25 protein-coding genes, 2 tRNA genes, 1 pseudogene and 1 riboswitch are annotated in these 24204 nt (G+C 54.2%); of the genes and pseudogenes, 22 read left to right on the plus strand and 6 right to left on the minus strand.

Annotated features, from left to right (window positions below):
• Nucleotides 1-52: 52 nt before the first annotated feature.
• A riboswitch (cobalamin riboswitch) is annotated at nt 53-227 on the plus strand.
• A gap of 88 nt (nt 228-315) precedes the next feature.
• The 21 genes from OGY15_RS09610 to ldtA all read left to right on the plus strand — a co-directional run bounded on the left by OGY15_RS09610 (nt 316) and on the right by ldtA (nt 17849).
• Nucleotides 316-1695 carry a cobyrinic acid a,c-diamide synthase CobB gene (locus tag OGY15_RS09610; RefSeq protein WP_286538986.1) on the plus strand — a complete coding sequence of 460 codons (1380 nt, stop codon included), beginning with the start codon at nt 316-318 and terminating at the stop codon, nt 1693-1695.
• Nucleotides 1692-2651, plus strand: a complete 960-nt coding sequence (gene cbiB, locus OGY15_RS09615; RefSeq protein WP_278237849.1) for an adenosylcobinamide-phosphate synthase CbiB — start codon at nt 1692-1694, stop codon at nt 2649-2651. The genes OGY15_RS09610 and cbiB overlap by 4 nt, the downstream gene beginning before the upstream one ends.
• Nucleotides 2652-2661: 10 nt before the next feature.
• On the plus strand, nt 2662-3294 hold the full coding sequence (locus OGY15_RS09620; RefSeq protein WP_151219713.1) for a cobalt-precorrin-8 methylmutase: 633 nt from the start codon (nt 2662-2664) through the stop codon (nt 3292-3294).
• Nucleotides 3291-4427, plus strand: a complete 1137-nt coding sequence (cbiD, locus tag OGY15_RS09625; RefSeq protein WP_151224675.1) for a cobalt-precorrin-5B (C(1))-methyltransferase CbiD — start codon at nt 3291-3293, stop codon at nt 4425-4427. Before OGY15_RS09620 ends, cbiD begins: the two co-directional genes overlap by 4 nt.
• A complete protein-coding gene (locus tag OGY15_RS09630) occupies nt 4421-5026 on the plus strand; it encodes a cobalt-precorrin-7 (C(5))-methyltransferase (protein ID WP_151219711.1) in 606 nt (201 codons plus the stop codon). The genes cbiD and OGY15_RS09630 overlap by 7 nt, the downstream gene beginning before the upstream one ends.
• On the plus strand, nt 5016-5585 hold the full coding sequence (locus OGY15_RS09635) for a decarboxylating cobalt-precorrin-6B (C(15))-methyltransferase (protein WP_286538987.1): 570 nt from the start codon (nt 5016-5018) through the stop codon (nt 5583-5585). The genes OGY15_RS09630 and OGY15_RS09635 overlap by 11 nt, the downstream gene beginning before the upstream one ends.
• Complete coding sequence (locus OGY15_RS09640; RefSeq protein WP_151219709.1) at nt 5578-6351, plus strand: cobalt-precorrin-4 methyltransferase; 774 nt, start codon at nt 5578-5580, stop codon at nt 6349-6351. The genes OGY15_RS09635 and OGY15_RS09640 overlap by 8 nt, the downstream gene beginning before the upstream one ends.
• The gene (gene cbiG, locus OGY15_RS09645; RefSeq protein WP_187252226.1) at nt 6332-7387 is read left to right on the plus strand and encodes a cobalt-precorrin 5A hydrolase; all 1056 of its coding nucleotides are present in this window, start codon (nt 6332-6334) and stop codon (nt 7385-7387) included. The genes OGY15_RS09640 and cbiG overlap by 20 nt, the downstream gene beginning before the upstream one ends.
• A complete protein-coding gene (locus OGY15_RS09650) occupies nt 7387-8112 on the plus strand; it encodes a precorrin-3B C(17)-methyltransferase (RefSeq protein WP_003030278.1) in 726 nt (241 codons plus the stop codon). The genes cbiG and OGY15_RS09650 overlap by 1 nt, the downstream gene beginning before the upstream one ends.
• Complete coding sequence (locus OGY15_RS09655) at nt 8109-8894, plus strand: cobalt-precorrin-6A reductase (RefSeq protein ID WP_286538988.1); 786 nt, start codon at nt 8109-8111, stop codon at nt 8892-8894. Before OGY15_RS09650 ends, OGY15_RS09655 begins: the two co-directional genes overlap by 4 nt.
• A gap of 10 nt (nt 8895-8904) precedes the next feature.
• Nucleotides 8905-9699, plus strand: a complete 795-nt coding sequence (gene cbiK, locus OGY15_RS09660) for a sirohydrochlorin cobaltochelatase (RefSeq protein ID WP_187258788.1) — start codon at nt 8905-8907, stop codon at nt 9697-9699.
• Entirely contained in the window at nt 9696-10409 is a 714-nt protein-coding gene (locus tag OGY15_RS09665) for a cobalt-factor II C(20)-methyltransferase (protein WP_187252227.1), read from the plus strand. Before cbiK ends, OGY15_RS09665 begins: the two co-directional genes overlap by 4 nt.
• The gene (gene cbiM, locus OGY15_RS09670) at nt 10406-11143 is read left to right on the plus strand and encodes a cobalt ECF transporter S component CbiM (protein ID WP_286538989.1); all 738 of its coding nucleotides are present in this window, start codon (nt 10406-10408) and stop codon (nt 11141-11143) included. Before OGY15_RS09665 ends, cbiM begins: the two co-directional genes overlap by 4 nt.
• Before the next feature lie 2 nt (nt 11144-11145).
• Nucleotides 11146-11427 carry an energy-coupling factor ABC transporter substrate-binding protein gene (locus OGY15_RS09675; RefSeq protein WP_003030289.1) on the plus strand — a complete coding sequence of 94 codons (282 nt, stop codon included), beginning with the start codon at nt 11146-11148 and terminating at the stop codon, nt 11425-11427.
• Nucleotides 11414-12091, plus strand: a complete 678-nt coding sequence (locus OGY15_RS09680; protein ID WP_286539100.1) for an energy-coupling factor ABC transporter transmembrane protein — start codon at nt 11414-11416, stop codon at nt 12089-12091. The genes OGY15_RS09675 and OGY15_RS09680 overlap by 14 nt, the downstream gene beginning before the upstream one ends.
• An 8-nt stretch (nt 12092-12099) precedes the next feature.
• Nucleotides 12100-12915: an energy-coupling factor ABC transporter ATP-binding protein gene (locus OGY15_RS09685; RefSeq protein WP_210904628.1), complete on the plus strand. Its 816-nt coding sequence runs from the start codon at nt 12100-12102 to the stop codon at nt 12913-12915.
• The gene (locus tag OGY15_RS09690) at nt 12912-14432 is read left to right on the plus strand and encodes a cobyric acid synthase (protein WP_252837705.1); all 1521 of its coding nucleotides are present in this window, start codon (nt 12912-12914) and stop codon (nt 14430-14432) included. Before OGY15_RS09685 ends, OGY15_RS09690 begins: the two co-directional genes overlap by 4 nt.
• Nucleotides 14429-14974, plus strand: a complete 546-nt coding sequence (gene cobU, locus OGY15_RS09695) for a bifunctional adenosylcobinamide kinase/adenosylcobinamide-phosphate guanylyltransferase (protein ID WP_187252230.1) — start codon at nt 14429-14431, stop codon at nt 14972-14974. The genes OGY15_RS09690 and cobU overlap by 4 nt, the downstream gene beginning before the upstream one ends.
• Entirely contained in the window at nt 14971-15714 is a 744-nt protein-coding gene (gene cobS / locus OGY15_RS09700) for an adenosylcobinamide-GDP ribazoletransferase (protein ID WP_151219703.1), read from the plus strand. The genes cobU and cobS overlap by 4 nt, the downstream gene beginning before the upstream one ends.
• Nucleotides 15715-15738: 24 nt before the next feature.
• The gene (cobT, locus tag OGY15_RS09705; RefSeq protein ID WP_151219702.1) at nt 15739-16803 is read left to right on the plus strand and encodes a nicotinate-nucleotide--dimethylbenzimidazole phosphoribosyltransferase; all 1065 of its coding nucleotides are present in this window, start codon (nt 15739-15741) and stop codon (nt 16801-16803) included.
• Nucleotides 16804-16919: 116 nt separating this feature from the next.
• Nucleotides 16920-17849, plus strand: a complete 930-nt coding sequence (gene ldtA, locus OGY15_RS09710; RefSeq protein WP_151219701.1) for a L,D-transpeptidase — start codon at nt 16920-16922, stop codon at nt 17847-17849.
• 24 nt (nt 17850-17873) lie between these two features.
• On the opposite strand, the gene OGY15_RS09715 is transcribed toward ldtA, so the two are convergent.
• The 5 genes from OGY15_RS09715 to OGY15_RS09735 all read right to left on the minus strand — a co-directional run bounded on the left by OGY15_RS09715 (nt 17874) and on the right by OGY15_RS09735 (nt 23200).
• Nucleotides 17874-18557, minus strand: a complete 684-nt coding sequence (locus OGY15_RS09715; protein WP_187252232.1) for an ABC transporter ATP-binding protein — start codon at nt 18555-18557, stop codon at nt 17874-17876.
• A 10-nt stretch (nt 18558-18567) separates the two neighbouring features.
• Nucleotides 18568-20256, minus strand: a complete 1689-nt coding sequence (locus OGY15_RS09720; protein WP_278237854.1) for an ABC transporter permease — start codon at nt 20254-20256, stop codon at nt 18568-18570.
• Nucleotides 20240-21277, minus strand: a complete 1038-nt coding sequence (locus tag OGY15_RS09725) for an extracellular solute-binding protein (protein WP_151219698.1) — start codon at nt 21275-21277, stop codon at nt 20240-20242. Before OGY15_RS09725 ends, OGY15_RS09720 begins: the two co-directional genes overlap by 17 nt.
• 260 nt (nt 21278-21537) lie before the next feature.
• Nucleotides 21538-21613: transfer RNA gene (locus tag OGY15_RS09730), tRNA-Asn, on the minus strand.
• Nucleotides 21614-21712: 99 nt separating this feature from the next.
• On the minus strand, nt 21713-23200 hold the full coding sequence (locus tag OGY15_RS09735) for an EmmdR/YeeO family multidrug/toxin efflux MATE transporter (protein ID WP_278237856.1): 1488 nt from the start codon (nt 23198-23200) through the stop codon (nt 21713-21715).
• Between the two features lie 160 nt (nt 23201-23360).
• Here OGY15_RS09735 and OGY15_RS09740 point away from each other — a divergent pair.
• Nucleotides 23361-23436 (plus strand) — tRNA-Asn (locus tag OGY15_RS09740).
• Between the two features lie 43 nt (nt 23437-23479).
• Here the strand turns inward: OGY15_RS09740 and OGY15_RS09745 are convergent.
• Nucleotides 23480-24178 (minus strand): annotated as a pseudogene (locus OGY15_RS09745) (MFS transporter); the annotation flags it as partial.
• Nucleotides 24179-24204: the final 26 nt, after the last annotated feature.

Genomic DNA, 24204 nt, shown 5'->3' on the forward strand with positions numbered 1-24204 from the left:
AATTATTGTCATGAGGTCGTGAATTTACCTCATAACATAGAGCTTAATTAATCAGGCTCTTGAACTGACAGGTTTGCCACGTTTGTGGCAGGGAAGGGGGTGAGAATCCCCCGCAGCCCCCGCTGCTGTGATGCTGACGACCCCGTATTGACCACTGATCGCAAGATTGGGAAGGGCGGGTGAGGATGACGCTAAGCCAGAAGACCTGCCTGTCAGTGACTACCAACAACTTCGGTGGGAAGTGGGTGGTTCAGATGCATACAGTCGAGAGACTGGGTATCTCTACACCCCTACCACCCTGAACAGGATCAGGGTATGGCGGCCAATTTTCACGCATTTGTTCTTGCAGGTACCGGAAGCGGCTGTGGTAAAACCACGGTGACGCTGGGCTTGTTGAGCTTGTTGAAAAAGCGCGGATTACGCGTCCAGCCTTGCAAGGTCGGTCCTGATTACCTTGATACCGGCTGGCATACCGCGGTGTGCGGTACCGCTTCCCGCAATCTTGATAGCTTCATGCTTCCCGTTCCCACGCTGAACGCATTATTTCGCGAGCAGATGCAACATGCGGATATCGCCGTTATCGAAGGTGTCATGGGACTGTATGACGGCTATGGTACCGACCCAAACTATTGCAGCACTGCCGCGATGGCCAAACAGTTAGGCTGTCCGGTTATCTTATTGGTTGATGGCAAAGCCGTTTCCACCTCGATCGCCGCAACGGTAATGGGCTTTCAGCATTTTGATCCAACCCTGAACATCGCAGGCGTCATTGTTAATCGGGTCAACAGCGAAACACATTACCAACTGCTGAAGGTGGCGATCGAACGTTACTGCGCCGTACCCGTCTTAGGCTACGTTCCCCGTGTGGACGGCATTGCGCTTCCTGAACGTCATCTGGGTTTAGTTACCGCGCGCGAGTCGGTTATCAGCCAGCAACCGTGGCAGGCATTCGCCGCGACGCTGGAGCAAACCCTTGATATCGACGCGTTGTTGGCATTAAGCCAGTTAAACACCCTTCCTGTTGGCGAATGGCCCGCGCTACCGGCAGCAGACGCAGGGGCAGGGCTAACGCTTGCCATCGCCGATGACGAAGCATTCAACTTTTACTATCCGGACAATATTACGCTGCTGGAGCGCACGGGGCTTAAGATTGTCCGTTTTAGCCCCTTGCACGACAACTGCTTACCCGACTGTCAGATGATCTGGCTAGGAGGCGGATATCCTGAGTTACATGCTGCAGCGCTGGCCGGAAATGTCCCGATGCTTGAACAGTTGCGGGCGGCGCACCAACGAGGCGTCGCGATTTACGCGGAGTGTGGGGGACTGATGTATCTCGGTAGTTCACTTGAGGACAGTCAGGGCGAGACCTGGTTGATGGCGGATATTATTCCCGGCCACAGCAAAATGGGTAAACGTTTGACCCGATTTGGTTACTGTGAAGCGCAGGCCGCGCAGCAAACATTATTAGCTGCCAAAGGCGAAGTGCTGCGCGGTCATGAATTCCACTACTCCGATTTTACCCCTGAAACGTCAGCAGTGATGAACTGTCGCAAAGTTCGCGATGGCAAAACGCTGCAAGCCTGGTCTGGTGGCTGGCAGTCAGGAAATACCTTCGCCAGCTATCTACACGTTCATTTTGCTCAACGCCCGCAGATGATTAACCATTGGCTGGCAGCCGCGAGGAGTGCGCTATGACGATCCTCGCGTGGTGTGTTGCCTGGCTACTCGATTTTATCATTGGCGATCCGCAGAACTGGCCGCATCCGGTGCGCTGGATTGGCAATCTGATTTCTGCCGTGCAACGTGTTGTTCGGCGTTACTGCCATAGCGACCGCGCGTTACGCATCGGTGGCGCGCTGATGTGGATTGTAGTGGTTGGACTGACCTGGGCTGTGTCCTGGGGAATACTGGCGCTGGCGCAATCAATTCATCCCTGGTTTGGTTGGGTTGTTGAGGTCTGGATGATTTTCACCGTGCTGGCCGGGCGCTGCCTGGCAAACGCCGCGCTGGATGTAGAACGTCCGCTACGTGCCGGTAACCTGGCCGCCAGTCGGGAAAAGCTGTCATGGATTGTGGGACGTGATACCTCGCAACTACAACCGCCGCAGATTAATCGCGGTGTAGTGGAAACCGTAGCGGAGAATACCGTTGACGGCATTATCGCGCCACTGTTCTTCCTGCTTCTCGGTGGTGCGCCCCTGGCGATGGCCTATAAAGCGGTAAACACCCTTGACTCCATGGTGGGCTACAAACATGAAAAATACCGAGCTATCGGTATGGTCAGCGCCCGTCTGGATGATATCGCAAATTATATTCCCGCGAGACTGAGCTGGTTGCTGCTGAGCGCTGCAGCATTTTTATGCCGCCAGAACGGCGCACGAGCTTTGCAGATTGGCTGGCGCGATCGCTATAACCACAGCAGCCCAAACTGTGCGTGGTCGGAGGCATCCGTGGCCGGGGCATTAGGCATTCGTCTGGGTGGTCCTAATGACTACTTTGGCGAGCGCGTTGAGAAACCGTGGATCGGTGATGCGCAGCGCGACATTTCGGTAGACGACATTTCCCATACGATTCGATTGATGTGGGTGGCATCGACGCTGGCACTGGCGCTGTTTATTGCGCTGCGGTGGCTGCTGGTCGGTGTGGCCTGAGGACAACACCATGCAATATATCCAGCAACCCCAGGCGATTGAGGCCAAAAGTTTCGACATTATTGGCGAGATTATTCGTGAAACACGCCCGGACTATCAGTTTGCCAGCCCGTTACATGAAGCCATTATCAAGCGGGTCATTCACACAACCGCGGATTTCGACTGGCTGGACATTCTGTGGTTTTCCAGTGATGTGCTGGAACAGTTTTGTGCGGCGCTTAGCCGCTCAAGCGTGATTTATACCGATACCACGATGGCTCTGTCCGGGATTAATAAAACGTTGCTGGCAAAATTTGGCGGTGAATGCCGCTGCTACATCAGCGACCCACGGGTTGTGCGGACGGCCAAAGAGCAGGGCATTACTCGCTCGATGGCGGCCGTCGATATCGCAGTGAAGGAAGAAGGTGAAAAGCTGTTTGTGTTTGGTAACGCGCCGACAGCGTTGTTTCGCCTGCTGGAGCATGATGTCGCCGTCAGTGGTGTGGTTGGCGTACCGGTAGGGTTCGTCGGTGCCGAAGAGTCGAAAGATGCGCTCACCCAAAGCAGTCTGCCCGCCATTGCCGCGTTAGGCCGTAAAGGGGGAAGTAATGTCGCTGCCGCTATCGTCAATGCCATGCTTTATCACATGCAGGGGGCGCGATGAGCGAGGCTTTCGATACGCCGGTGTGGCACAACGGTAAAGCACTGCGTAAAGGATATACCACCGGATCCTGCGCGACGGCGGCGGCAAAAGTGGCGGCGCTGATGGTATTACGCCAACACTTGATCCATCAGGTTTCTATTGTGACGCCTTCCGGGGTGACGTTGTGTCTGAACGTGGAGTCGCCGCATATCGAAGGGCAGCAGGCGATAGCCGCTATTCGCAAAGACGGTGGTGATGATGTGGACGCCACACATGGGATGCTGATTTTTGCGCGCGTGACGTTAAACGAGAGTAAAGAGATAACCCTTCAAGGCGGGGAAGGCGTTGGTACGGTAACCCGCAAAGGGATCGGCCTGCCGGTGGGCAGTTCAGCGATTAACCGCACACCTCGCCAGACCATTGAGTCAGCGGTGCGTGAGGCGATTGGCCCGAATCGAGGGGCACAGATTGAGATTTTCGCGCCGGAAGGCGAAGAGCGGGCGCAAAAAACCTACAACTCGCGCCTGGGTATTCTGGGTGGCATTTCGATTATCGGCACCACGGGGATCGTCACGCCGATGTCGGAAGAGAGCTGGAAACGTTCGCTGTCGCTGGAGCTGGAAATTAAGCGAGCGGCGGGGCTGGAACGCGTCGTACTGGTACCGGGAAACCATGGCGAACGTTTTGTGCGCGAGCAGATGGGGATTGACACCCAGGTGGTTGTCACCATGAGCAACTTTGTCGGCTACATGATTGAAGAAGCTGTACGTCTGGGGTTCCGGCAAATCGTGCTGGTGGGACATCCGGGCAAGCTTGTCAAAATCGCGGCGGGCATTTTCCATACCCATAGCCATATTGCCGACGCGCGTATGGAAACGCTGGTGGCCCATCTCGCGTTACTTGGCGCGCCGCTGGAACTACTGACGCTGGTCAGCGACTGCGATACCACCGAGGCGGCGATGGAACACATAGAAGCGTATGGTTTTCAGCGCATTTATGACCATCTGGCTAAGCGCATTTGTATGCGCGTCCTGCAAACGTTGCGTTTTACCAAAAATCCCCCGACCTGCGACGCCATCATGTTCTCCTTTGATAACCAGGTGCTGGGTTGTAATCGTCCGATCGCAGAGATTGCTGAGGAGATGCAATGTTAACCGTTGTGGGGATGGGACCCGCCGGTTTGCATTTGATGACGCCTGCGGCACGCGAAGCGGTTGCAACGGCTGATGTTCTGGTCGGCGGTAAGCGGCATTTGCAGCAGTTCGCGGATTTTACCGGCGAACAGTTTGTTCTCGGTGCCAATATCCCGGAACTGCTGGACTGGATTAATACGCACCGGGCGCAACAGGTTGTGGTGCTGGCGTCTGGCGATCCGCTGTTCTATGGGATCGGAACGCGCATGGTGGCGCATTTTGGTATTGAAAATGTGCGCATTATTCCCGGTATTAGTGCGGTGCAGTATCTGTGTGCGCAGTCCGGTATTGATATGAACGATATGTGGCTGACCAGTAGCCATGGTCGCAGCGTCTGTTTCGATGAACTGGCGCGGCATAACAAGGTGGCGATGGTGACAGATGGGCTGTGCGGCCCGCGTGAAATTGCGCAACAGCTGATAGCGCGAGGCAAGGGACATCGCTGGATGGTGATTGGCGAAAACCTGGCGATGGAAAACGAACGGATCCATTTCCTGCCCGTAAGTGAAGTTAACGCCGACTATGACATGAATGCAGTGGTGATCCTTGATGAAAGATGAGCTGTTTCTGCGTGGAGAGAAAGTGCCGATGACCAAAGAAGCGGTACGCGCACTTGCCCTCTCAAAACTTGAATTATACCGCGCCAGTCACCTGATTGATATTGGTGCCGGAACCGGCAGCGTGTCGATAGAAGCCGCGCTGCAATACCCTGGATTACGCGTGACAGCAATTGAACGTAACCCGGCAGCGCTCAGGCTGCTGGATGAGAACCGTCAGCATTTTGCCTGCGCAAACATCGATATTTTTCCCGGCGTTGCGCCGATGACTATCGCGGAAAAAGCCGATGCCATTTTTATGGGTGGCAGCGGCGGCCATTTGACCGAACTGATTGACTGGTCAATGCGTCAATTGCATCCCGCAGGGCGGCTGGTGATGACGTTTATCCTCCAGGAAAACCTCAACATCGCGCTGGCACATCTGGACCATCTTGGCGTACAGGGCGTGGATTGCCTGCAGCTACAGGTTTCCTCGCTTACCTCGCTTGGCAATGGTCATTATTTCAAACCGAATAACCCCGTATTTGTTATCGCCTGTCAGAAGGAAGGAAACCATGTCTGAGATTTTTGATCCCCGTAGCGTGTGGTTTGTCGGCGCAGGTCCTGGCGATCGCGAGCTGATTACCCTCAAAGGTTACCGGTTGCTACAGCAGGCGCAGGTTGTTATCTACGCTGGATCGCTGATTAACACCGAACTGCTGGAATATTGCCCTGCCGGCGCAGAATGTCACGACAGCGCCGAACTGCATCTGGAGCAGATCCTCGACCTGATGGAGGCCGGCGTGAAAGCAGGGAAGACCGTCGTGCGTCTGCAAACCGGCGATGTTTCGCTATACGGTTCCGTGCGCGAGCAGGGCGAGGAACTGACCAAGCGTGGGATTGACTGGCAGGTGGTGCCTGGCGTCAGCGCATTTCTCGGCGCGGCGGCGGAGTTGGGCGTTGAGTATACCGTGCCAGAGGTCTCACAAAGCCTGATCATCACACGTCTGGAAGGGCGCACGCCGGTACCGGAGCGCGAACAGCTGGAGTCATTTGCCAGCCACCAGACGTCAATGGCGATTTATCTGTCCGTCCAGCGTATTCATCGGGTGGCTGAACGCCTTGTTGAAGGCGGTTATCCTGCGACCACGCCCGTGGCGGTGATCTACAAAGCAACCTGGCCGGAAAGCCAGACTGTGCGCGGTACGCTGGCGGATATTGGCGACAAGGTACGCGATGCGGGTATCCGCAAAACGGCCCTCATTCTGGTCGGTAATTTCCTGGGCTCGGAGTATCACTACTCCAAACTCTATGCGGCGGACTTTAGCCATGAATACCGTAAAGCCTGAATCCATTGCGCTTTTTTGCCTGACGCCCGGTGGTGTCGTGCTGGCGAAGCGTCTGGCGGCCATGCTGCCGGTGACCTGTTTTACCAGTGAAAAGCTGCTGGAGGAGGGGTTTATTCCCTTCGAAAACGGCTTTGCCAATACCGCCCGCGAAGCGTTTGCAAATTATTCGGCGCTGATTTTTATCGGCGCGACCGGTATCGCGGTGCGCGTGCTGGCCCCGCTGGTCAACGACAAATTTTGCGATCCGGCGGTGGTGGTCATTGATGAACGTGCCCAGCACGTTATCAGCCTGCTCTCCGGTCACGCCGGGGGCGCGAATGCGCTGGCTCGTTATCTGGCGGGTATGTTGGGCGCTGACCCGGTGATCACCACGGCGACAGATGTCAATGATATGGCGGCACTGGATACGCTGGCATTTCAGTTGAATGCCCGGATGAGCGATTTCCGCTCGGCGGTGAAGATCGTCAATCAGATGCTGGTTAGTAACAAGCGCGTAGGCCTGTGGTGGGATGACGAACTGACGCAGGATGTCAGCCATTGCGATCGACGCGGTTTTATCACGGTATCCGATCTCAACTCGCTTCCTGAACTGGATGCGCTGGTGTGCATCACCTTACGCACTAATTTACCCGACCTGCCGGTTCCTCACTGGAAGCTGGTGCCGCAGCGGGTTGTCGCCGGAATTGGCTGTCGTCGCGATACGCCGTTTCCGCTGCTGGCTGCGCTGCTGGCCAGACAACTCGAAGCCCAGCAGCTCGATCCGCTGGCGTTAAAAGCAATTGGCAGCATCACGCTGAAAAAAAATGAACAGGGACTTATCCAATTAGCTTCGTGCTGTCGGGTTCCTTTCGAAACCTTTACTGCTGACGCGCTGCGTGAGCATGAACACCGTTTTCCGGCTTCATCGTTTGTGCGCAAAACGGTGGGCACAGGAAGCGTTTCCGGTCCTGCAGCCTGGCTGCTTAGCCACGGACAACTGTTAGGCGAGACCCTGCGAGAACAGGGCGTCACTATCACTTTGGGAGTTTCACACTGATGTTAAGCGTAATTGGAATTGGCCCTGGCTCGCAGGCAATGATGACCATGGAAGCTGTTGAAGCATTGCAGGCAGCGGAAATCATCGTTGGCTATAAAACCTACACCCACCTGGTAAAAGCGTTCACAGGCGACAAGCAGGTGATCAAAACCGGAATGTGCAAAGAGATTGAACGCTGTCAGGCGGCGATCGAACTGGCGCAGGCGGGTCACAATGTGGCGTTGATCAGCAGCGGTGACGCGGGGATTTACGGTATGGCCGGACTGGTACTCGAACTGGTCAGCAAGCAAAAGCTGGACGTTGAGGTCAGGTTGATACCAGGTATGACCGCCAGTATTGCCGCCGCCTCTTTGCTGGGCGCGCCGTTGATGCACGACTTCTGCCACATCAGCTTAAGCGATCTGTTAACGCCGTGGCCGGTTATCGAAAAACGCATCGTTGCCGCCGGTGAGGCCGATTTTGTTATCTGTTTCTACAACCCACGCAGTCGGGGTCGCGAAGGACATCTGGCGCGCGCATTTGAGCTGTTATCTGCCAGCAAGAGTGCACAAACGCCGGTCGGTATTGTGAAGTCGGCCGGACGTAAAAAGCAGGAAAAATGGCTGACCACGCTGGGTGAAATGGATTTTGAGCCGGTTGATATGACCAGTCTTGTGATCGTGGGCAACAAAACCACCTATGTTCAGGACGGGCTGATGATCACACCCCGAGGTTATGTGCTGTGAATTATGGTGATGTGCTGGTCATGGGCGGCACCAGCGATGCGCGCATGCTGTGCCAGCAACTGGATGCGGCAAACGTGGCCTACACCCTGTCAGTTGCGACCCCGACGGGAAAGCAACTGGCGGGAGACATCAAAGGTCAGGTGCGCTGCGGGCGTCTGGAACGTGAGCAAATGATTGCCTGGCTGCAGGAAAATCGGACGCGCTGGGTGATTGATGCTTCGCATCCTTACGCCGAGGTGGTGAGTCGCAACATCATGAATGCCTGCGAAGCGGCGGGCGTACTGCTGAGCCGCTATCAGCGCCCCGAACAGTTAAGCGGTTTAACCCACTCGCACCTGTATACCGTACAGAGTATTCAGCAAGCCAGCGAGGTTGCGCGGCGTTTCGGTGAACGAGTGCTGCTGACGACCGGCAGTAAAGATCTGGCGATCTGGCGCAAAGAGTTGCCAGAGAAAACGCTGCTGGCGCGCGTCCTGCCTGTACCTGAGGTCATTCAGCAATGCGCGGACCTGGGATTTGGCGTCGGTGAGATCTTTGCTCTGTGTGGGCCGTTTAGCGCCGAGTTCAACGCTGCGTTTTATCAACAGTGTCAGGCTGATGTGGTGATTACTAAGGCATCAGGCGCGGAAGGGGGGGATCAGGAAAAAGTGCAACCCTGTCTGGATGCCGGTATCCCCTGCATCGTGATTACACGTCCGGCACCGTTGGTGACGGGAGAAGAGTTACTGGAAAGTCAGGCCGCCTTTGCGGCGCGTTTAACGCGCTGGCTGGCCGCTGCTTAAGGAGTTAGAGATGAAAAAGGCGCTTCTGGTGGTCAGCTTTGGCACCAGCTATCACGACACCTGTGAGAAAAATATTGTGGCCTGTGAGCGCGATCTCGCAGCCAGTTGCCCTGACCGTGACCTGTTCCGGGCGTTTACCTCAGGGATGATAATCCGCAAGCTCAAACAGCGTGACGGCATTGAAATCGACACACCGCTGCAGGCGCTGCAAAAGCTGGCGGAGCAGGGGTATCAGGATGTCGCGATTCAGTCGCTGCACATCATCAACGGCGACGAATACGAAAAAATTGTCCGCGAAGTACAAAGTATGCGCCCGCTGTTTTCTCGCCTGACGCTGGGTGTACCGCTTTTGAGCAGCGTTGAAGATTACGCACAGTTGATGCTGGCGTTGCAACAGCAGATGCCGGCGCTGGGTGAAAAAGAAAAAGTGGTGTTTATGGGACACGGGGCAAGCCATCACGCTTTTGCTGCCTATGCCTGTCTTGACCACATGATGACGGCGCAGTGCTTCCCGGCGCGAGTCGGGGCGGTGGAAAGCTACCCGGAAGTGGATGTGCTGATTGAAAGTTTATCTCAGGAAGGCGTCACGGCGGTACATCTGATGCCGCTGATGTTAGTCGCCGGTGACCATGCGATTAACGATATGGCCTCCGACGAAGACGATTCGTGGAAAACGTTGTTCAACGCAGCAGGGATACCGGCTACGCCGTGGCTCAGCGGACTGGGGGAAAACCCGGCGGTTCGCGCGATGTTTGTGGCGCATTTACAGCAGGCGCTTAATGTGGCGCTGGAGGAAGCAGCATGAGCGGAAAACTGTACGCATTAAGCACCGGACCTGGCGCTTCCGATCTGATCACCGTACGTGCTGCACGCACGTTGGGGATGCTGGATATTCTCTATGCGCCCGCCGGACGCAAAGGCGGCGATAGCCTGGCGCTGTCGATTGTACGGGAGTATATCGGCGAGCAGACCGAGGTTCGCTGCTGCCATTTTCCCATGAGTGCCGACAGCGCGGAAAAAGAGGCCGTCTGGGATGAGGTGGCAAGCGCGCTGGTTCAGGAAGTTGAAGCCGGGAAGAGGGTAGGCTTTATTACGCTCGGTGACGCCATGCTGTTCAGCACCTGGGTCTTTTTACTGCAGCGCATTGGTTCGCCTGACTGGTTAGAAATTGTCCCGGGCGTGACCTCTTTCGCTGCGATTGCCGCGCGTGCGAAAACTCCGCTCGCCATGGAGCAACAATCGCTGGCAGTGGTCTCCTGTACCGCGCCGGAAGCTGAAATTCAGCAGGCGTTAAAGCAGCATGACAGCCTGGTGCTGATGAAAGTTTACGGTCGCTTTGCGCGCATCAAAGCGTTGCTGCAGCAAGAGGGGTTGTTGGACTACGCGCTGATGATGTCTGAAGCCACGCTGCCGGGCGAGCAGTGCTGGCGCCATCTCGACGAGGTGAGCGACGATCAGCCGCTGCCTTATTTCTCGACCATTCTGGTCAACAAACAGTGGGAGTATGCACAATGAAGCTTGAACAACAGCTAAAACAGCTGTCTTTCAGCGGGTTGGCTGCGGCGCTATTACTGATGATTGTTCCTGAGCAAGCGTTCGCGATGCACATTATGGAAGGTTTCCTGCCGCCGATGTGGGCGCTGGCATGGTGGCTGCTGTTTTTACCCTGCCTGTGGTACGGGCTGGTGCGCCTGCGCCAAATCGTGCAGGAAGATAACCACCAGAAAGTTTTACTGGCACTGTGCGGCGCCTTTATTTTTGTGCTGTCGGCGCTGAAAATTCCTTCCGTTACCGGAAGTTGTTCACACCCTACCGGCGTAGGCCTGGCGGTTATTCTGTTCGGGCCAGGTGTAGTAGCTATCCTCGGGGCGATCGTTTTGCTGTTCCAGGCACTGCTGCTGGCGCACGGTGGTTTGACGACGCTCGGCGCTAACGGCATGTCGATGGCGGTGATTGGCCCGGTAGCGGGTTACATGGTGTGGAAAATGGCCTGCCGTGCGGGGCTGCGTCGTGATGTTTGCGTCTTCTTGTGCGCGATGTTGGCGGATCTTGTCACCTATTTCGTCACCTCAGTGCAACTGGGCGTGGCGTTCCCGGACCCGTCTGCTGGCGCTACCGGTTCAATCATTAAATTCATGGGGATTTTCTGTCTGACACAAATCCCCATCGCGATTGCGGAAGGGTTACTCACCGTGCTGATTTACGATCAGCTAACCAAACGCCAGTTAATAACCGCACAAGGACATTAACGATGAAAAAGACGCTGATTATATTGGGCATGGTAGTGGCGCTGGTGATCCTGCCGTTCTTTATCAACCACGGTGGAGAATACGGCGGTTCAGACGGTGAAGCAGAGAGTCAGATTCAGGCTATTGCCCCGCATTATGAGCCATGGTTCCAGCCGTTGTATGAACCGGCAAGCGGTGAGATTGAAAGCCTGTTGTTTACGCTCCAGGGATCGCTGGGTGCAGCCGTAATTTTCTACATACTGGGTTACACCAAAGGCAGGCAACGTCGTGATGACCGGGCTTGACAGGCTTAGCTATCAAAGCCGCTGGTTTCATGTCTCACCGGTGCGGAAATTTCTGCTCTGGCTAATGATGATGATTCTGGCGTTTACTCTGCCCCCGTTGGGGCAGGGTATCGAGCTGTTACTGATTGCCGCGCTGAGCTGCTGGCTGCTACGCATTTCGTTCTGGCGCTGGTGCCGCTTGATGGCATTACCGTTTGGTTTTCTGACGATAGGGGTAGTGACCATCCTGTTTAGTTTTAGTCGCGATCCGCAGACTCTGCTGGCCAGCATTCCCGTTGGCAGCTACTGGTTGGGCGTTAGTGCCTCAGGACTTTTCACCGCCAATGAAACCTTCTGGCGCAGCCTGGCTGCGTTGGCGGCAACGCTCTGGCTGGTGCTGAATCTACCGTTTCCGCAGCTGATTATTTTACTCAAACGCGCGCACGTTCCTCGCCTGCTTACTGAGCAGATCCTGTTAACCTGGCGCTTTATTTTTATCCTGTTAGACGAGGCGCTGGCTATTCATCGCGCACAAACGCTGCGTTTTGGGTATCGTAGCTTGCCGTTGGGCTATCGCTCGCTAGCGATGCTGGTGGGACTGCTGTTTACCCGCGTGTTGATCCGCTACCAGCAAATGACTACCACACTGGATATCAAACTTTATCAGGGTGATTTTCACCTGTAAGGAAAAGTATGCTTGCCACCTCAGCGCTTTGGTTTCGCTATCAGGATGACCCGATCCTCAAGGGGCTAACGCTGGACTTTTCTACGCATGCCGTTACGGGGTTGGTTGGTGCCAATGGCTGCGGAAAATCCACGCTATTTATGAATCTGAGTGGCTTACTGCGCCCGCAGCAAGGGGCAGTGATGTGGCAAGGCAAACCGTTGGATTACAGCAAGCGTGGCCTACTGGCACTGCGTCAGCAGGTGGCTACTGTATTTCAGGATCCCGATCAGCAAATCTTTTACACCGATATCGACAGTGACATTGCTTTCAGCCTGCGCAACCTTGGCGTGGATGAAGCTGAAATCGCCCGCCGGGTGGAAGATGCGCTGACGCTGGTCGATGCTCAGCATTTTCGCCATCAACCGATTCAGTGTTTAAGTCACGGGCAAAAAAAACGTGTGGCAATTGCCGGGGCGTTGGTGTTGCAGGCGCAATACCTGTTGCTGGATGAGCCTACAGCAGGGCTTGACCCATCAGGCCGTACGCAGATGATTGAGATAATCAAACGCATCGTAGCGCAAGGCAACCACGTGGTTATCTCCAGCCATGATATCGATCTTATCTATGAAGTCAGTGATGCAGTTTACGTTTTACGCCGGGGCGAGGTGCTAACACACGGCACGCCGGGGGACGTTTTCGCCCGTACGGAACTGATTGAACAAGCGGGATTAACTCAGCCCTGGCTGGTGAAGCTGCATACAGAGCTGGGCTTCCCGCTGTGTAAAACAGAGGCTGAATTTTTTAGTTGTATGCGAGAGAACGCACTGAAGGAGGCGTCATGACGCAGGCGATAATGTTGCAGGGAACGGCATCTGATGTGGGTAAAAGCGTGTTGGTCGCCGGGCTGTGTCGAATTTTTTATCAGGATGGACTGCGTACTGCGCCGTTCAAATCGCAAAACATGGCGCTGAACTCTGGCATTACGCCAGAAGGCAAGGAGATGGGGCGCGCACAAATTTTTCAGGCCGAAGCTGCAGGGATTACGCCAGATGTGCGTATGAATCCGGTGCTGCTTAAACCAACCAGCGACCGTAAAGCGCAGGTTGTGCTGATGGGCAAAGTCGCGACCGACATGGATGCGGTGAGCTACCACGAGTATAAACCGCGTCTGCGGGATCAAATCCTGTCAGTTTATAACAGTCTGGCGCAAGAGTTCGATGTGCTGGTGCTGGAGGGGGCGGGAAGCCCGGCAGAGATTAACCTGCGCGATCGCGATATCGTCAATATGGGTATGGCTGAAATGGCGCGATGTCCTGTCATTTTGGTGGCGGATATCGACCGTGGCGGGGTGTTTGCCTCCATTTACGGCACACTGGCGCTATTGCACGATCATGAACGCGCCAGGGTCAAGGGGGTGATCATCAACAAATTTCGCGGTGATGTGGCGTTGCTGTATTCCGGTATTGAGCAAATTGAAGCGCTGACCGGAGTGCCGGTTCTGGGCGTCATGCCATGGCTGGATGTGGATCTGGAAGATGAAGATGGCGTAGCGCTGCAAAAGGGTAAATATTTGCGCACTGATAAGCGCGACATCGACATCGCCGTTGTGCAAATACCGCACATTTCGAATTTTACTGATTTCAATGCGCTTGCCGCACAGCCGGATGTACGTGTGCGCTATGTGCGTCAGCCTGAAGAACTGGCGGGGGCCGATCTGGTGATTCTGCCGGGCAGTAAAAATACGCTGGGCGATCTGGTGTGGCTGCGTGAGAGCGGGATGGCGCACGGTGTCGTGCAATTGCATAGTAACAACGTGCCGGTGGTGGGGATTTGCGGTGGCTATCAAATGCTCGGCGATACGATCATCGATGAAGTGGAGTCAGGACTCGGCACGCTGCCGGGGCTGGGCTTACTCAATACTGTAACGCATTTTGCCCAGCACAAAACTACCACTTTGGTTGAGGGAAAAATGTCCTCCTCGCTGCCTGACTGGCTGGCGGGCGCGGCGGGGTTATCCGTTCGTGGTTATGAAATTCACATGGGCGAAACGACCTTAACTGAAGAATGCCGGGCGGTGATGACGCTGTGCAAGGACGGTGGCAACGTGGCTGACGGCGCGGTTACGCCGGATGGCCTGACGTTTGGTACTTATCTTCACGGTCTGTTTGACAGCGATGAATTTACCCGGGCGCTGGTTAATGGCCTGCGCGTACGTAAAGGGTTAGCACCGCTGGATTCCACCTTCCATTACGCGCAATATAAATCGCAGCAGTTTGATCTGCTGGCGGATGCGATGCGGCAACACATCGATATTGAGAAAATTTATACCATCATGCAGCAACACCGGGAGCCAGTATGATGATTCTGGTTACTGGCGGCGCGCGAAGCGGTAAAAGTCGACATGCGGAAGCGCTGATCGCGGATTCTCCAAACGTTTTGTATATCGCGACTTCGCAGATCTTTGATGAGGAGATGGCGGCACGAATTCAGCATCATCGCGATGGACGCCCTGCGCACTGGCGTACAGCCGAATGCTGGCAACATCTCGATGAACTGATAACGGCTGCAAACGATCCGCAAGAAGCCATTCTGCTGGAGTGCATCACCACGATGGTGACCAACCTGCTGTTTGCGCTGGGCGGTGACAGCAATCCGGATAACTGGGATTACGCGGCGATGGAACAGTCGATCGAGGATGAGATCCGTTCGCTGATTGCCGCCTGTCAGCGATGCCCGGCAAAGGTTGTGCTGGTCACGAATGAGGTAGGAATGGGGATTGTTCCGGAGAACCGTCTGGCACGGCATTTTCGCGATATTGCAGGACGTGTGAATCAGCGACTGGCAGCAGCAGCCGATGAGGTCTGGCTGGTGGTATCAGGAATTGGAGTCAAAATTAAATGAGTAAGTTGTTCTGGGCAATGCTCTCTTTTATCAGTCGCTTGCCCGTTCCTGCTCGCTGGTCGCAAGGACTGGATTTCGAGCACTATTCACGTGGCATTGTGATGTTTCCGCTTATTGGCGTGGTGCTGGGCGGGATAACGGGACTGGTCTTTATGGCGCTGCAGGCCTGGTGCGGTATCCCCCTGGCGGCGCTGTTTGCAGTGTTGACCCTCGCGCTGCTGACCGGTGGTTTTCATCTCGATGGTCTGGCGGATACCTGTGACGGTATTTTCTCTGCCCGTCGACGCGAACGGATGCTGGAAATCATGCGCGACAGCCGCCTGGGAACCCACGGCGGACTGGCGTTGATTTTCGTGTTGTTGGCGAAAGTGCTGGTGGTGAGCGAACTGGCTTTGCGTGGCACACCGATGCTGGCGGCGCTTGCTGCGGCTTGTGTTGCCGGGCGGGGTACCGCTGTTTTGCTGATGTATCGACATCGTTACGCTCGCGAAGAAGGGCTGGGCAATGTCTTTATCGGCAAAGTCTCCGGGCGTCAAACCTGCGTTACGTTGGGATTTGCGGCAGTCCTTGCCACCGTACTGCTTCCCGGTATGCACGGCGTAGCAGCACTGGTTGTCACGATAGTGGCGATTTTCATTCTTGGGCAGTTATTAAAACGCACGTTGGGTGGGCAAACCGGCGATACGCTGGGCGCAGCCATTGAACTTGGCGAGTTGATTTTCCTGCTGGCTCTGCTCTGAGTCAGCCAACATACTGGAACCCCTATGCAGACTTTAACCTCTTTACTCCACACCATACCTTCACCTGATAGTGCCGCGATGCTGCGTGCACAGCAGCATATCGATGGCTTGCTTAAGCCACCGGGAAGTCTTGGTCGGCTCGAGTCACTCGCTGTGCAATTGGCCGGAATGCCCGGCCTGAAGGGCGTTCCGCATGTGAATGGCAAAGCGATGCTGGTGATGTGCGCCGATCACGGCGTGTGGGATGAAGGGGTTGCCGTTTCGCCTAAAATCGTCACGGCTATTCAGGCTGCTAATATGACGCGTGGGACGACCGGCGTTTGCGTGCTGGCTGCTCAGGCGGGGGCAAAGGTACATGTGATTGATGTCGGTATTGATGCTGAACCTATTCCTGGCGTAGTAAATATGCGCGTGGCGCGCGGCTGCGGCAATATTGCTCAGGGCCCGGCAATGAGCCGTTCACAGGCCGAGGAGCTACTGCTGGAAGTTATCCGTTATACTCATGGACTGGCCAGGGACGGCGTAACGCTGTTTGGGGTCGGTGAACTTGGTATGGCCAACACGACACCCGCGGCGGCAATCGTCAGCGTGCTGACTGGAAGCGATGCCGAGAATGTGGTCGGTATCGGCGCTAACCTGCCGCTTTCAAGAGTAGGCAATAAAGTAGACGTTGTGCGGCGAGCCATTGCCGTCAATCAACCGGATCGCAATGACGGTATTGATGTACTGGCTAAAGTTGGTGGGTTTGATCTTGTCGGCATGGCGGGTGTGATGTTGGGGGCAGCCTCCTGTGGCCTTCCAGTTGTGCTGGATGGTTTTCTCTCTTACTCTGCTGCGCTGGCAGCCTGCCAGATTGCGCCGCAGATTAAACCCTATCTGATACCGTCACATTTCTCCGCTGAGAAGGGCGCCCGCACCGCGCTGGCGCATCTTGAACTGGATCCGTATCTCAATATGGGGATGCGTTTGGGGGAAGGCAGCGGGGCCGCTCTGGCGATGCCAATTATTGAAGCCGCCTGTGCCATGTACAGTAACATGGGGCAGTTAGCCGCCAGCAACATTGTGCTTCCGGATGGGAAGGAAGCATAGCCAGCTGTAACCCCGTTTGAGTGCGGGGTTTTCATCAGCCAACTCGATGTAACTCCCTAAAACAGATAAAAAAGCTATACTTACCGGATATCGGCTGCGACGAAGGAAAGGAAAAAATGCGTCGGGTAAAACTGATTTTTGCGCTTTTTGCACTGCTTGTGAGTCAGGGATCACAAGCAGTGAGTTATCCGCTGCCGCCAGAAGGCAGTCGCCTGGTGGGCACCCCTCTGACAATCACTATTCCAGATGGCAATACTCAACCGCTGGAAGCCTTTGCCGCGCAGTACGGGCAGGGGTTGAGTAACATGCTTGAAGCCAATCCCGGCGTGGATGTTTTTCTGCCTAAGTCTGGTTCAACGTTGGTTGTGCCACAGCAATTGATATTACCCGATACCGTACGCGAGGGGATTGTCATCAATGTCGCAGAAATGCGTCTTTACTATTATCCCGCTGGCGGCAATACGGTTGAAGTTTTGCCCATCGGTATTGGTCAGGCGGGCAGAGAAACGCCGCGCAATTGGGTGACGGCGGTAGAACGTAAGCAGGAAGCGCCGAGCTGGACGCCGACGCCTAATACTCGACGTGAATACGCGGCTCGCGGGGAAAGTTTGCCGGCATTTGTTCCTGCAGGGCCAGATAACCCGATGGGGTTGTATGCGATTTATATCGGCAGGCTTTATGCCATTCATGGCACAAATGCGAATTTCGGTATTGGTCTGCGGGTAAGCCAGGGTTGCATCCGTTTGCGTAACGACGACATTAAATATCTGTTTGATACCGTACCGGTAGGGACGCGTGTGCAACTGATAGACCGACCGGTGAAATACAGCGTAGAGCCGGACGGGAGTCGCTGGGTGGAAGTGCACGAACCCTTGTCAAGAAACCGTTCGGAATACGAGTCTGACAGAAAGGTTCCCTTGCCGGTCACTCCCGCGCTGCGCACTTTCATTAGCGGGAATGACGTGGATGTGAGTCGCGGCAATCAGGCGCTGGAGAGACGCTCCGGTATGCCGGTGAACATCAGCCTGGTACAGAAACATTATTAATTTTCAGGGCGACCCTGGTGACCTTCAGGTCGGATGGGTCGCTTTTTTTATTTGATACTGCCCCATTTTTACCACGCCAATATGGTCTGCCATCAGCTGCGCTTCGTGTTCGCTGTGGGTAACCAGCAGTGCCGTTTGCCCGGCCGCGCGCAAAATATCCCGCACCTCGTTGCCAAGACGCTCACGTGTACGCTTATCAAGGCTGGAAAAAGGTTCGTCGAGCAACAGGATTTCTGGATGCGGGGCCAGCGCCCGTGCCAGCGCGATACGCTGCTGCTGACCGCCGGAAAGTTCATGCGGATACCGGCTGGCATGGCTGTGTAGTTCCACCATTTTTAACAGCTCCTCCACACGGAACTTTTGCTCTTCACGCGGCATGCGTCGCAACCCAAAGGCCACATTTTGCTGCGCCGTCAAATGGGGGAATAAGGCGTATTCCTGAAAGACCATGCCGACATGCCGTTTTTCCGGTGGCAGATGAACACCGTGGCCAGCCACGCGGCGCTGCGACACAAAAATCTCTCCGCTGCGTAGTCGTTCAAATCCGGCAACTGCGCGTAACACCGTGGTTTTTCCGCAGCCTGAAGCGCCCAGCAGACAGGCGATTTCCCCTTTACGTACCGACATTGAAAATCCGTGCAGCACCGATTGCTGGCTGTTGCCGTAGGCAACATGCACATCCCGGAGTTGTAATGCAATTTCTGACATTGTTGATCTCTTAACCACGGCGAGTCATCTGGTGACGCACCAACAAAATAACCGGTAGCGTACCTGCTAAAACAATCATTAGCGCGGCGATAGCACCTTCTTCATAGGTTCCACGCGCAGCTTCTGCATACAGCAACGTTGCCAGCGTTTCGAAATTTACTGGTCGTAAAAGCAGCGTTGTGGGCAGCTCTTTCATGGCATCGGCAAAAACCAGCAGGGCGCTACTCACTAACGCCGGGCGCAGCAATGGAAAATGAACCCGTGCAAATGTCCCTATACCATTCTCACCCAACAGTCGCGAAGCCTGTTCCAGGGATGGCGGAATACGTCCCAGGCCGGAGTCCAGAGCGCCGATGGCAATCGCTTGAAAACGCATGGCACAGCAAATTACCAGCAGGATCCCGGCAGACATCAGCGGCAGGCCGCGAACATCCAGTAAATCTGCTAACCAACGGTCGACGGCCATGGCGGGGGTTAAAAACCCAATCGCCAGAATTGTACCGGGAACCGCATAGCCTAAAGAGGCCAGACGCATCACGCCGCGACGAAATCCTGGCATGGTGTTGTCTGCGGCGCTATGACGCGCGCTCCAGGCCACTAACATACTGACGCAAACCACCACCAGCGTGGTTCCCGCTGCCAGTGATAACGTATTTTGTAATGCAGACAGTAACGAGGAGGAAACAGGGTTCTCGTCGCCTATGCGTTTAGCGCTTTCCCAGATTAAAAACAGGACCGGGGCCAAAAAGCCCAGCACAACCGGCAGCGAAATAACGATACCAAGTAGCCAGCCCCGCCAGCCCTGCACGCGAGTGGGTTGAATTTCCCGCAGGCTCCTGCTGCTGAATCCCTGCTTTCTACGGCCGTAAAATTCCAACGTCAGAATCAAGAATATAAACATCAGCATCATACAGGCGATTTGTGCAGCGGCTGATAAATCTGAGCGAGAGATCCACGTGGTGTACACGGTAACGGTCAACGTTTGAACTCCGAGGAATTCCGATGCGCCGATATCGTTAAGCGTTTCCAGCAGCGCCAGACTGATCCCAACGGCCAGTGCCGGACGAGCCATGGGAAGAACAACGCGAAAAAAGGTTCCGGTAGCGCTACATCCCAACGTACGTGCGGCTTCCAGTAAATGGGCCGGCTGGCTGATAAACATGGCACGGGTTGTCAGATAGACGTAAGGATAAAGTACTAAGCCGAGCAGAAGGATTGCGCCGAAAAGGGATCGTAAATCGGGCAAGCGAAACTGTCTCGGGCTGTCAAAGCCCAATAAGAAACGAATAAAGGTTTGCAGAGGGCCAATTGGGTGCAGCAGATCGAGCCAGGCAAAGGCAACGATGTAGGTCGGCATCGCCAGCGGCAACAGCAGCGCCCAACTGAGAATTTTGCGCCCAGGAAAATCCCATGCCGTTACCGCCCATGCGCTGCCTACGCCAATGACGCCGACCATTACCGCGACACCTGCCAGCAACAGCACGGTGTTTTTTAGCGCTGAAGGCAGTACATATGTCATGAGATTATCCCAGTGGGATAAATCGGCCTGAGTGGCTTGCCAGATCAGTGCAACGATAGGGGTCAGGACGCCAAGTGCTATGCACAGCGCGCCAAGATGCAGTGGCGTTAATAATGACTGCGGCCCGGAAACCAGGCCGCGTAACGTCGGAACCTGCAGAGGTTTATTGATCGAATCCAACTTTATCTACCAGCAGACTAGCCTGTTTACGATACTTCACGATTTCGATTAGCGGCGTTTTATCAACGTCGATTTCACCAATTGTGGCGCTGATAACCGGGTCAAGCGTCACGCCTTTCAGTACCGGATATTCAAAATTCGCTTTCGCATATTGTTGTTGAGCTGGTGCGGAAACCAGGTACTCCAAGAGTTTAACCGCATCGGCTTTATTTGGCGCATAGCGGGCTACGGCAGCGCCGCTGATGTTAACGTGCGTTCCGCCATTTTCAAAGGTAGGTTTTACAACTTTAATGGCATCGCCCCACTGACGAGCATCGCTGCCTTCTTTGGCGTTTTTCATATGGCCGACGTAATAGGAGTTAGCCAGACCAATATCACATATTCCACCGAGGATATCGCGAGCAACGTCACGGTCGCCGCCGGTCGCTTTACGTGCCAGATTGGCCTTCACGCCGCGCAGCCATTCTTCCGTTTTGACTTCACCGTGATGGGCAATCATCGCGGCGATCAGCGCCGTATTGTACGGATGCTGACCGGAACGAATACAAACCTTACCTTTGTACTCGGGGCTGGCGAGTTGTTCGTAGTGCCAGTTATCGATTGGCAGCGACTTCTCGGCATACAGAACGCGGGCGCGCATAGAAAGCGCAAACCACTGATTATCCGCACCGCGCAGGTTGGCAGGTATGGCGGTTTTTAGCGCTTCGGATTCTACCGGTTGGGTAACACCCGCTTCCACTAAGTCAATGAGATTACCGGCATCGACGGTCATCAGCAGGTCGGCAGGGGAGTTTTTGCCTTCAGCTTTAACACGCTCAAGCATACCGTCCTTGATGTAGACCGTACTCACTTTGATACCGCTGGTGTTAGTCCAGCTATCAAGTAAAGGTTGGATCAGGCCCGGTTCGCGGGTGGTGTATAGCGTTAATGTTTCCTGAGCGAAAGCCGGCAGGCTAACAGAGAAAATCAGGGCAGAGGCAAGCGTGATTCGGCGCAGTCCGGTGCGAGGTAGAGCATTCATCGTTTTTATCCCAGAGTAATTGGAACATACAGTGAACCGAGCAGGGGCTCGTTCTTATGGCTTGCGTACAATAAATGATAATCACTAACACTTACAATCATTGCAAAGTGTAAATAATTTATATTTACATAACTTTAATCAACGATGTGATATGGCGTGGAATGGGGATGTTATGACAGGCAGGCCGCTTAAAGGGGATGTTTTAAGGCGGATTTAAATGCAAAAAGCCTGCTTAGTTTCCTGAGCAGGCTTCTTAAATTTGGCTCCTCTGACTGGACTCGAACCAGTGACATACGGATTAACAGTCCGCCGTTCTACCGACTGAACTACAGAGGAATCGTGTGAACGAGGCGCATATTAGCGATACCACTCAGCGTTGTCAAAGCCTGAATCGATAAATTCAATCGTTTGCCGAAATATTCCCCATTTCGCCGATTATTCAGACGCAACAGGTTGTTTTATGCACTTTTCCTGTTCGGGACGCGGGTATTTCCATAGCCAGCGGCCTGTGACCATACGCCTGTAAAATAATGCGGCGCGTACGGCCCAGTCGAAGAACATCCCTAACCAAACGCCGACTACCCCCCATCCTAATACGATTCCCAACGTGTATCCTGCCACAACACGACAGCCCCACATGCCCAACATCGATACCCACATGGCAAAACGTACATCACGTGCGCCCTTAAACCCTGACGGTAGCACCCATGAAGCCGCCCATATCGGCATAAATGCTGCGTTGAGCCAAATCAGGACGACTATGACCTCTTTTACATCCTGATCGTGGGTATAAAATGAGGCCATGACGCCGGCGAAAGGCGCAGTTAGCCAGGCGATAGCAGTTAAGCCGATCGTGGATAGCCAAAAGATATGGCGTAACTGGATTTCAGCCTGTGCAATTTGACCATTTCCCAGACGTCTGCCGGTAATGATTGTCGATGCGGAGCCTAAAGCATTCCCCGGCAGGTTGATTAGCGCGGCAATAGAAAATGCAATGAAGTTTCCCGCAATGACGCTGGTTCCCATGCCGGAGACAAACATCTGTGTTAGCAGTTTACCGCCATTAAACAGTACTGACTCGATACTAGCCGGAATACCAATTCCCATAACCTCCCAGATAATGGCGAGATTAAGCGGCTTAAAATAGCTTTTGAAGGGAATCCGCAGCGCCGGATTAAAACCAATCATCAGCACCCAGATAATGGCGAACGCACCGATGTAGCGTGAAATGGTCAGTCCGAGTCCCGCACCCACGAATCCCAGTCCTTGCCAGGAAAAGATCCCATAGATCAGAATGCTGCTGATGATGATATTCAGAATATTCATGCCGCCATTAATCAACAGCGGTATTTTGGTATTTCCAGCTCCACGCAGTGCGCCACTACCGATCAGCGCAATGGCTGCCGCCGGGTAGCTGAGCACCGTCAGCTCCAGATAGGTTAGCGCTAAAGCCTTAACGTCGGGCGTTGCTTCACCAGCGACAACGTCAATAATCTGTTTGCCAAAATAGTGAATTACCGCAGCCAGCACGGTAGCAAAAATCGTCATGATCACCAGCGATTGTCTGGCAGCCGATCTGGCTCGTCGGCGATCTCGTTTTCCCAGGCTAAATGCTACTACTACCGTAGTACCCAGGTCGATGGCGGCAAAAAACGCCATAATAACCATATTGAAACTGTCTGCGAGACCAACCCCAGCCATTGCTTCTTTTCCCAACCAGCTCACCAGGAAGGTACTCAGAACGCCCATCAACAGCACACAGGTGTTTTCCAGAAAAATGGGGACCGCGAGCGGAGTGATTTCACGCCAAAAGAGAACCTTATAACTCTTGCGTTTGGTATACCAGGGCGTGCGGGAAGCAACCTGGCGGAAGGCAGCGGAGACGTTCAAAGTGGACCTTAAAGAAGAAAGTTGAAACCTCATTTCAAATGATGAGGGAGAATCCAAAAAGCTGCAAAGTTTTTTCCATTTAAAATGTCTGGAAATGCAACAAACTGTCGAGAGAAGCATCAATTGATACTTATGCGAGGAAATGGGGTTTGACAAAATTTTTTTCGCCGCTAAGATAAGCCTCCACAACGATTCCTCTGTAGTTCAGTCGGTAGAACGGCGGACTGTTAATCCGTATGTCACTGGTTCGAGTCCAGTCAGAGGAGCCAAATTTAAGAAGCCTGCTCAGGAAACTAAGCAGGCTTTTTGTTTTCAACGCGTCAAATTGGCATCAAATTTTTCGCTGGCCTTTACCCTAATCAGGGGAGCAAGCAGCATAATCATGCCCAACATGGCGGCCATCCCGGTATATACAGCAGGAAAACCTGTGATTTCAGCCACCAGGCCTATAGGTGCAGGGGCCATTAGCGTACCCAAATAACCGATCGTGGTGACGATGCTCATTCCCGTGTTGGTCGAAATATCAGGCTGGTTTCCCGCAGCGGAAAAAGCAATCGGTACCAGATTGGCTATGCCAATACCGGCAATAGCGAAGGCAACGGTGGCTTGCCAGGGATGACTAGCCATTGCGGCTGTCAGCAGCCCAAGCCCAGCTAACAGACTGGATGAGCGCATCACGAGAATGGCATTAAAGCGGTTGCGAATAAAGTCTCCCATGAAGCGAAAGATTGCCATTGTTCCCGCAAAGCAGGCAAAGGAAAGGCTTGCCGTTTCTGTAGTCGCATTGAGATTTTTCAATAAATAACGTGACCACCAGTCCACAACAGCACATTCCGGGATCATGGCGAGCAGGGCAATAACGCCTATAAAGTAGATCGTGCATGAGCGATGTGGCTGCTTTCCTTTGATTAACCGTTTTATTTTTATCGATTTATCTTTGATGATATGTGGATATACCGACAGCGTGATCGCTAAGGAAATAGCACTAATTAAAAACAGGTGCATGAAGCCCATGTCTTGCGGAACAAACCTCACTC

It is taken from the genome of Citrobacter sp. Cu231, assembly GCF_030332265.1.
GTDB lineage: Bacteria > Pseudomonadota > Gammaproteobacteria > Enterobacterales > Enterobacteriaceae > Citrobacter > Citrobacter meridianamericanus.

Bases quoted from the DNA above. Each gene is read 5' to 3' on its own strand.
- OGY15_RS09675 (WP_003030289.1), top strand. From the start codon at position 11,146: ATGAAAAAGACGCTGATTATATTGGGCATGGTAGTGGCGCTGGTGATC.
- OGY15_RS09685 (WP_210904628.1), top strand. From the start codon at position 12,100: ATGCTTGCCACCTCAGCGCTTTGGTTTCGCTATCAGGATGACCCGATC.
- OGY15_RS09635 (WP_286538987.1), top strand. From the start codon at position 5,016: ATGAAAGATGAGCTGTTTCTGCGTGGAGAGAAAGTGCCGATGACCAAA.
- cobU (WP_187252230.1), top strand. From the start codon at position 14,429: ATGATGATTCTGGTTACTGGCGGCGCGCGAAGCGGTAAAAGTCGACAT.
- cbiM (WP_286538989.1), top strand. From the start codon at position 10,406: ATGAAGCTTGAACAACAGCTAAAACAGCTGTCTTTCAGCGGGTTGGCT.
- OGY15_RS09640 (WP_151219709.1), top strand. From the start codon at position 5,578: ATGTCTGAGATTTTTGATCCCCGTAGCGTGTGGTTTGTCGGCGCAGGT.
- OGY15_RS09620 (WP_151219713.1), top strand. From the start codon at position 2,662: ATGCAATATATCCAGCAACCCCAGGCGATTGAGGCCAAAAGTTTCGAC.
- OGY15_RS09725 (WP_151219698.1), bottom strand. From the start codon at position 21,277: ATGAATGCTCTACCTCGCACCGGACTGCGCCGAATCACGCTTGCCTCT.
- OGY15_RS09665 (WP_187252227.1), top strand. From the start codon at position 9,696: ATGAGCGGAAAACTGTACGCATTAAGCACCGGACCTGGCGCTTCCGAT.
- cbiK (WP_187258788.1), top strand. From the start codon at position 8,905: ATGAAAAAGGCGCTTCTGGTGGTCAGCTTTGGCACCAGCTATCACGAC.
- cobT (WP_151219702.1), top strand. From the start codon at position 15,739: ATGCAGACTTTAACCTCTTTACTCCACACCATACCTTCACCTGATAGT.
- cbiG (WP_187252226.1), top strand. From the start codon at position 6,332: ATGAATACCGTAAAGCCTGAATCCATTGCGCTTTTTTGCCTGACGCCC.
- cbiD (WP_151224675.1), top strand. From the start codon at position 3,291: ATGAGCGAGGCTTTCGATACGCCGGTGTGGCACAACGGTAAAGCACTG.
- cobS (WP_151219703.1), top strand. From the start codon at position 14,971: ATGAGTAAGTTGTTCTGGGCAATGCTCTCTTTTATCAGTCGCTTGCCC.
- cbiB (WP_278237849.1), top strand. From the start codon at position 1,692: ATGACGATCCTCGCGTGGTGTGTTGCCTGGCTACTCGATTTTATCATT.
- OGY15_RS09680 (WP_286539100.1), top strand. From the start codon at position 11,414: ATGACCGGGCTTGACAGGCTTAGCTATCAAAGCCGCTGGTTTCATGTC.
- OGY15_RS09735 (WP_278237856.1), bottom strand. From the start codon at position 23,200: ATGAGGTTTCAACTTTCTTCTTTAAGGTCCACTTTGAACGTCTCCGCT.
- OGY15_RS09690 (WP_252837705.1), top strand. From the start codon at position 12,912: ATGACGCAGGCGATAATGTTGCAGGGAACGGCATCTGATGTGGGTAAA.
- OGY15_RS09715 (WP_187252232.1), bottom strand. From the start codon at position 18,557: ATGTCAGAAATTGCATTACAACTCCGGGATGTGCATGTTGCCTACGGC.
- OGY15_RS09650 (WP_003030278.1), top strand. From the start codon at position 7,387: ATGTTAAGCGTAATTGGAATTGGCCCTGGCTCGCAGGCAATGATGACC.
- ldtA (WP_151219701.1), top strand. From the start codon at position 16,920: ATGCGTCGGGTAAAACTGATTTTTGCGCTTTTTGCACTGCTTGTGAGT.
- OGY15_RS09610 (WP_286538986.1), top strand. From the start codon at position 316: ATGGCGGCCAATTTTCACGCATTTGTTCTTGCAGGTACCGGAAGCGGC.
- OGY15_RS09630 (WP_151219711.1), top strand. From the start codon at position 4,421: ATGTTAACCGTTGTGGGGATGGGACCCGCCGGTTTGCATTTGATGACG.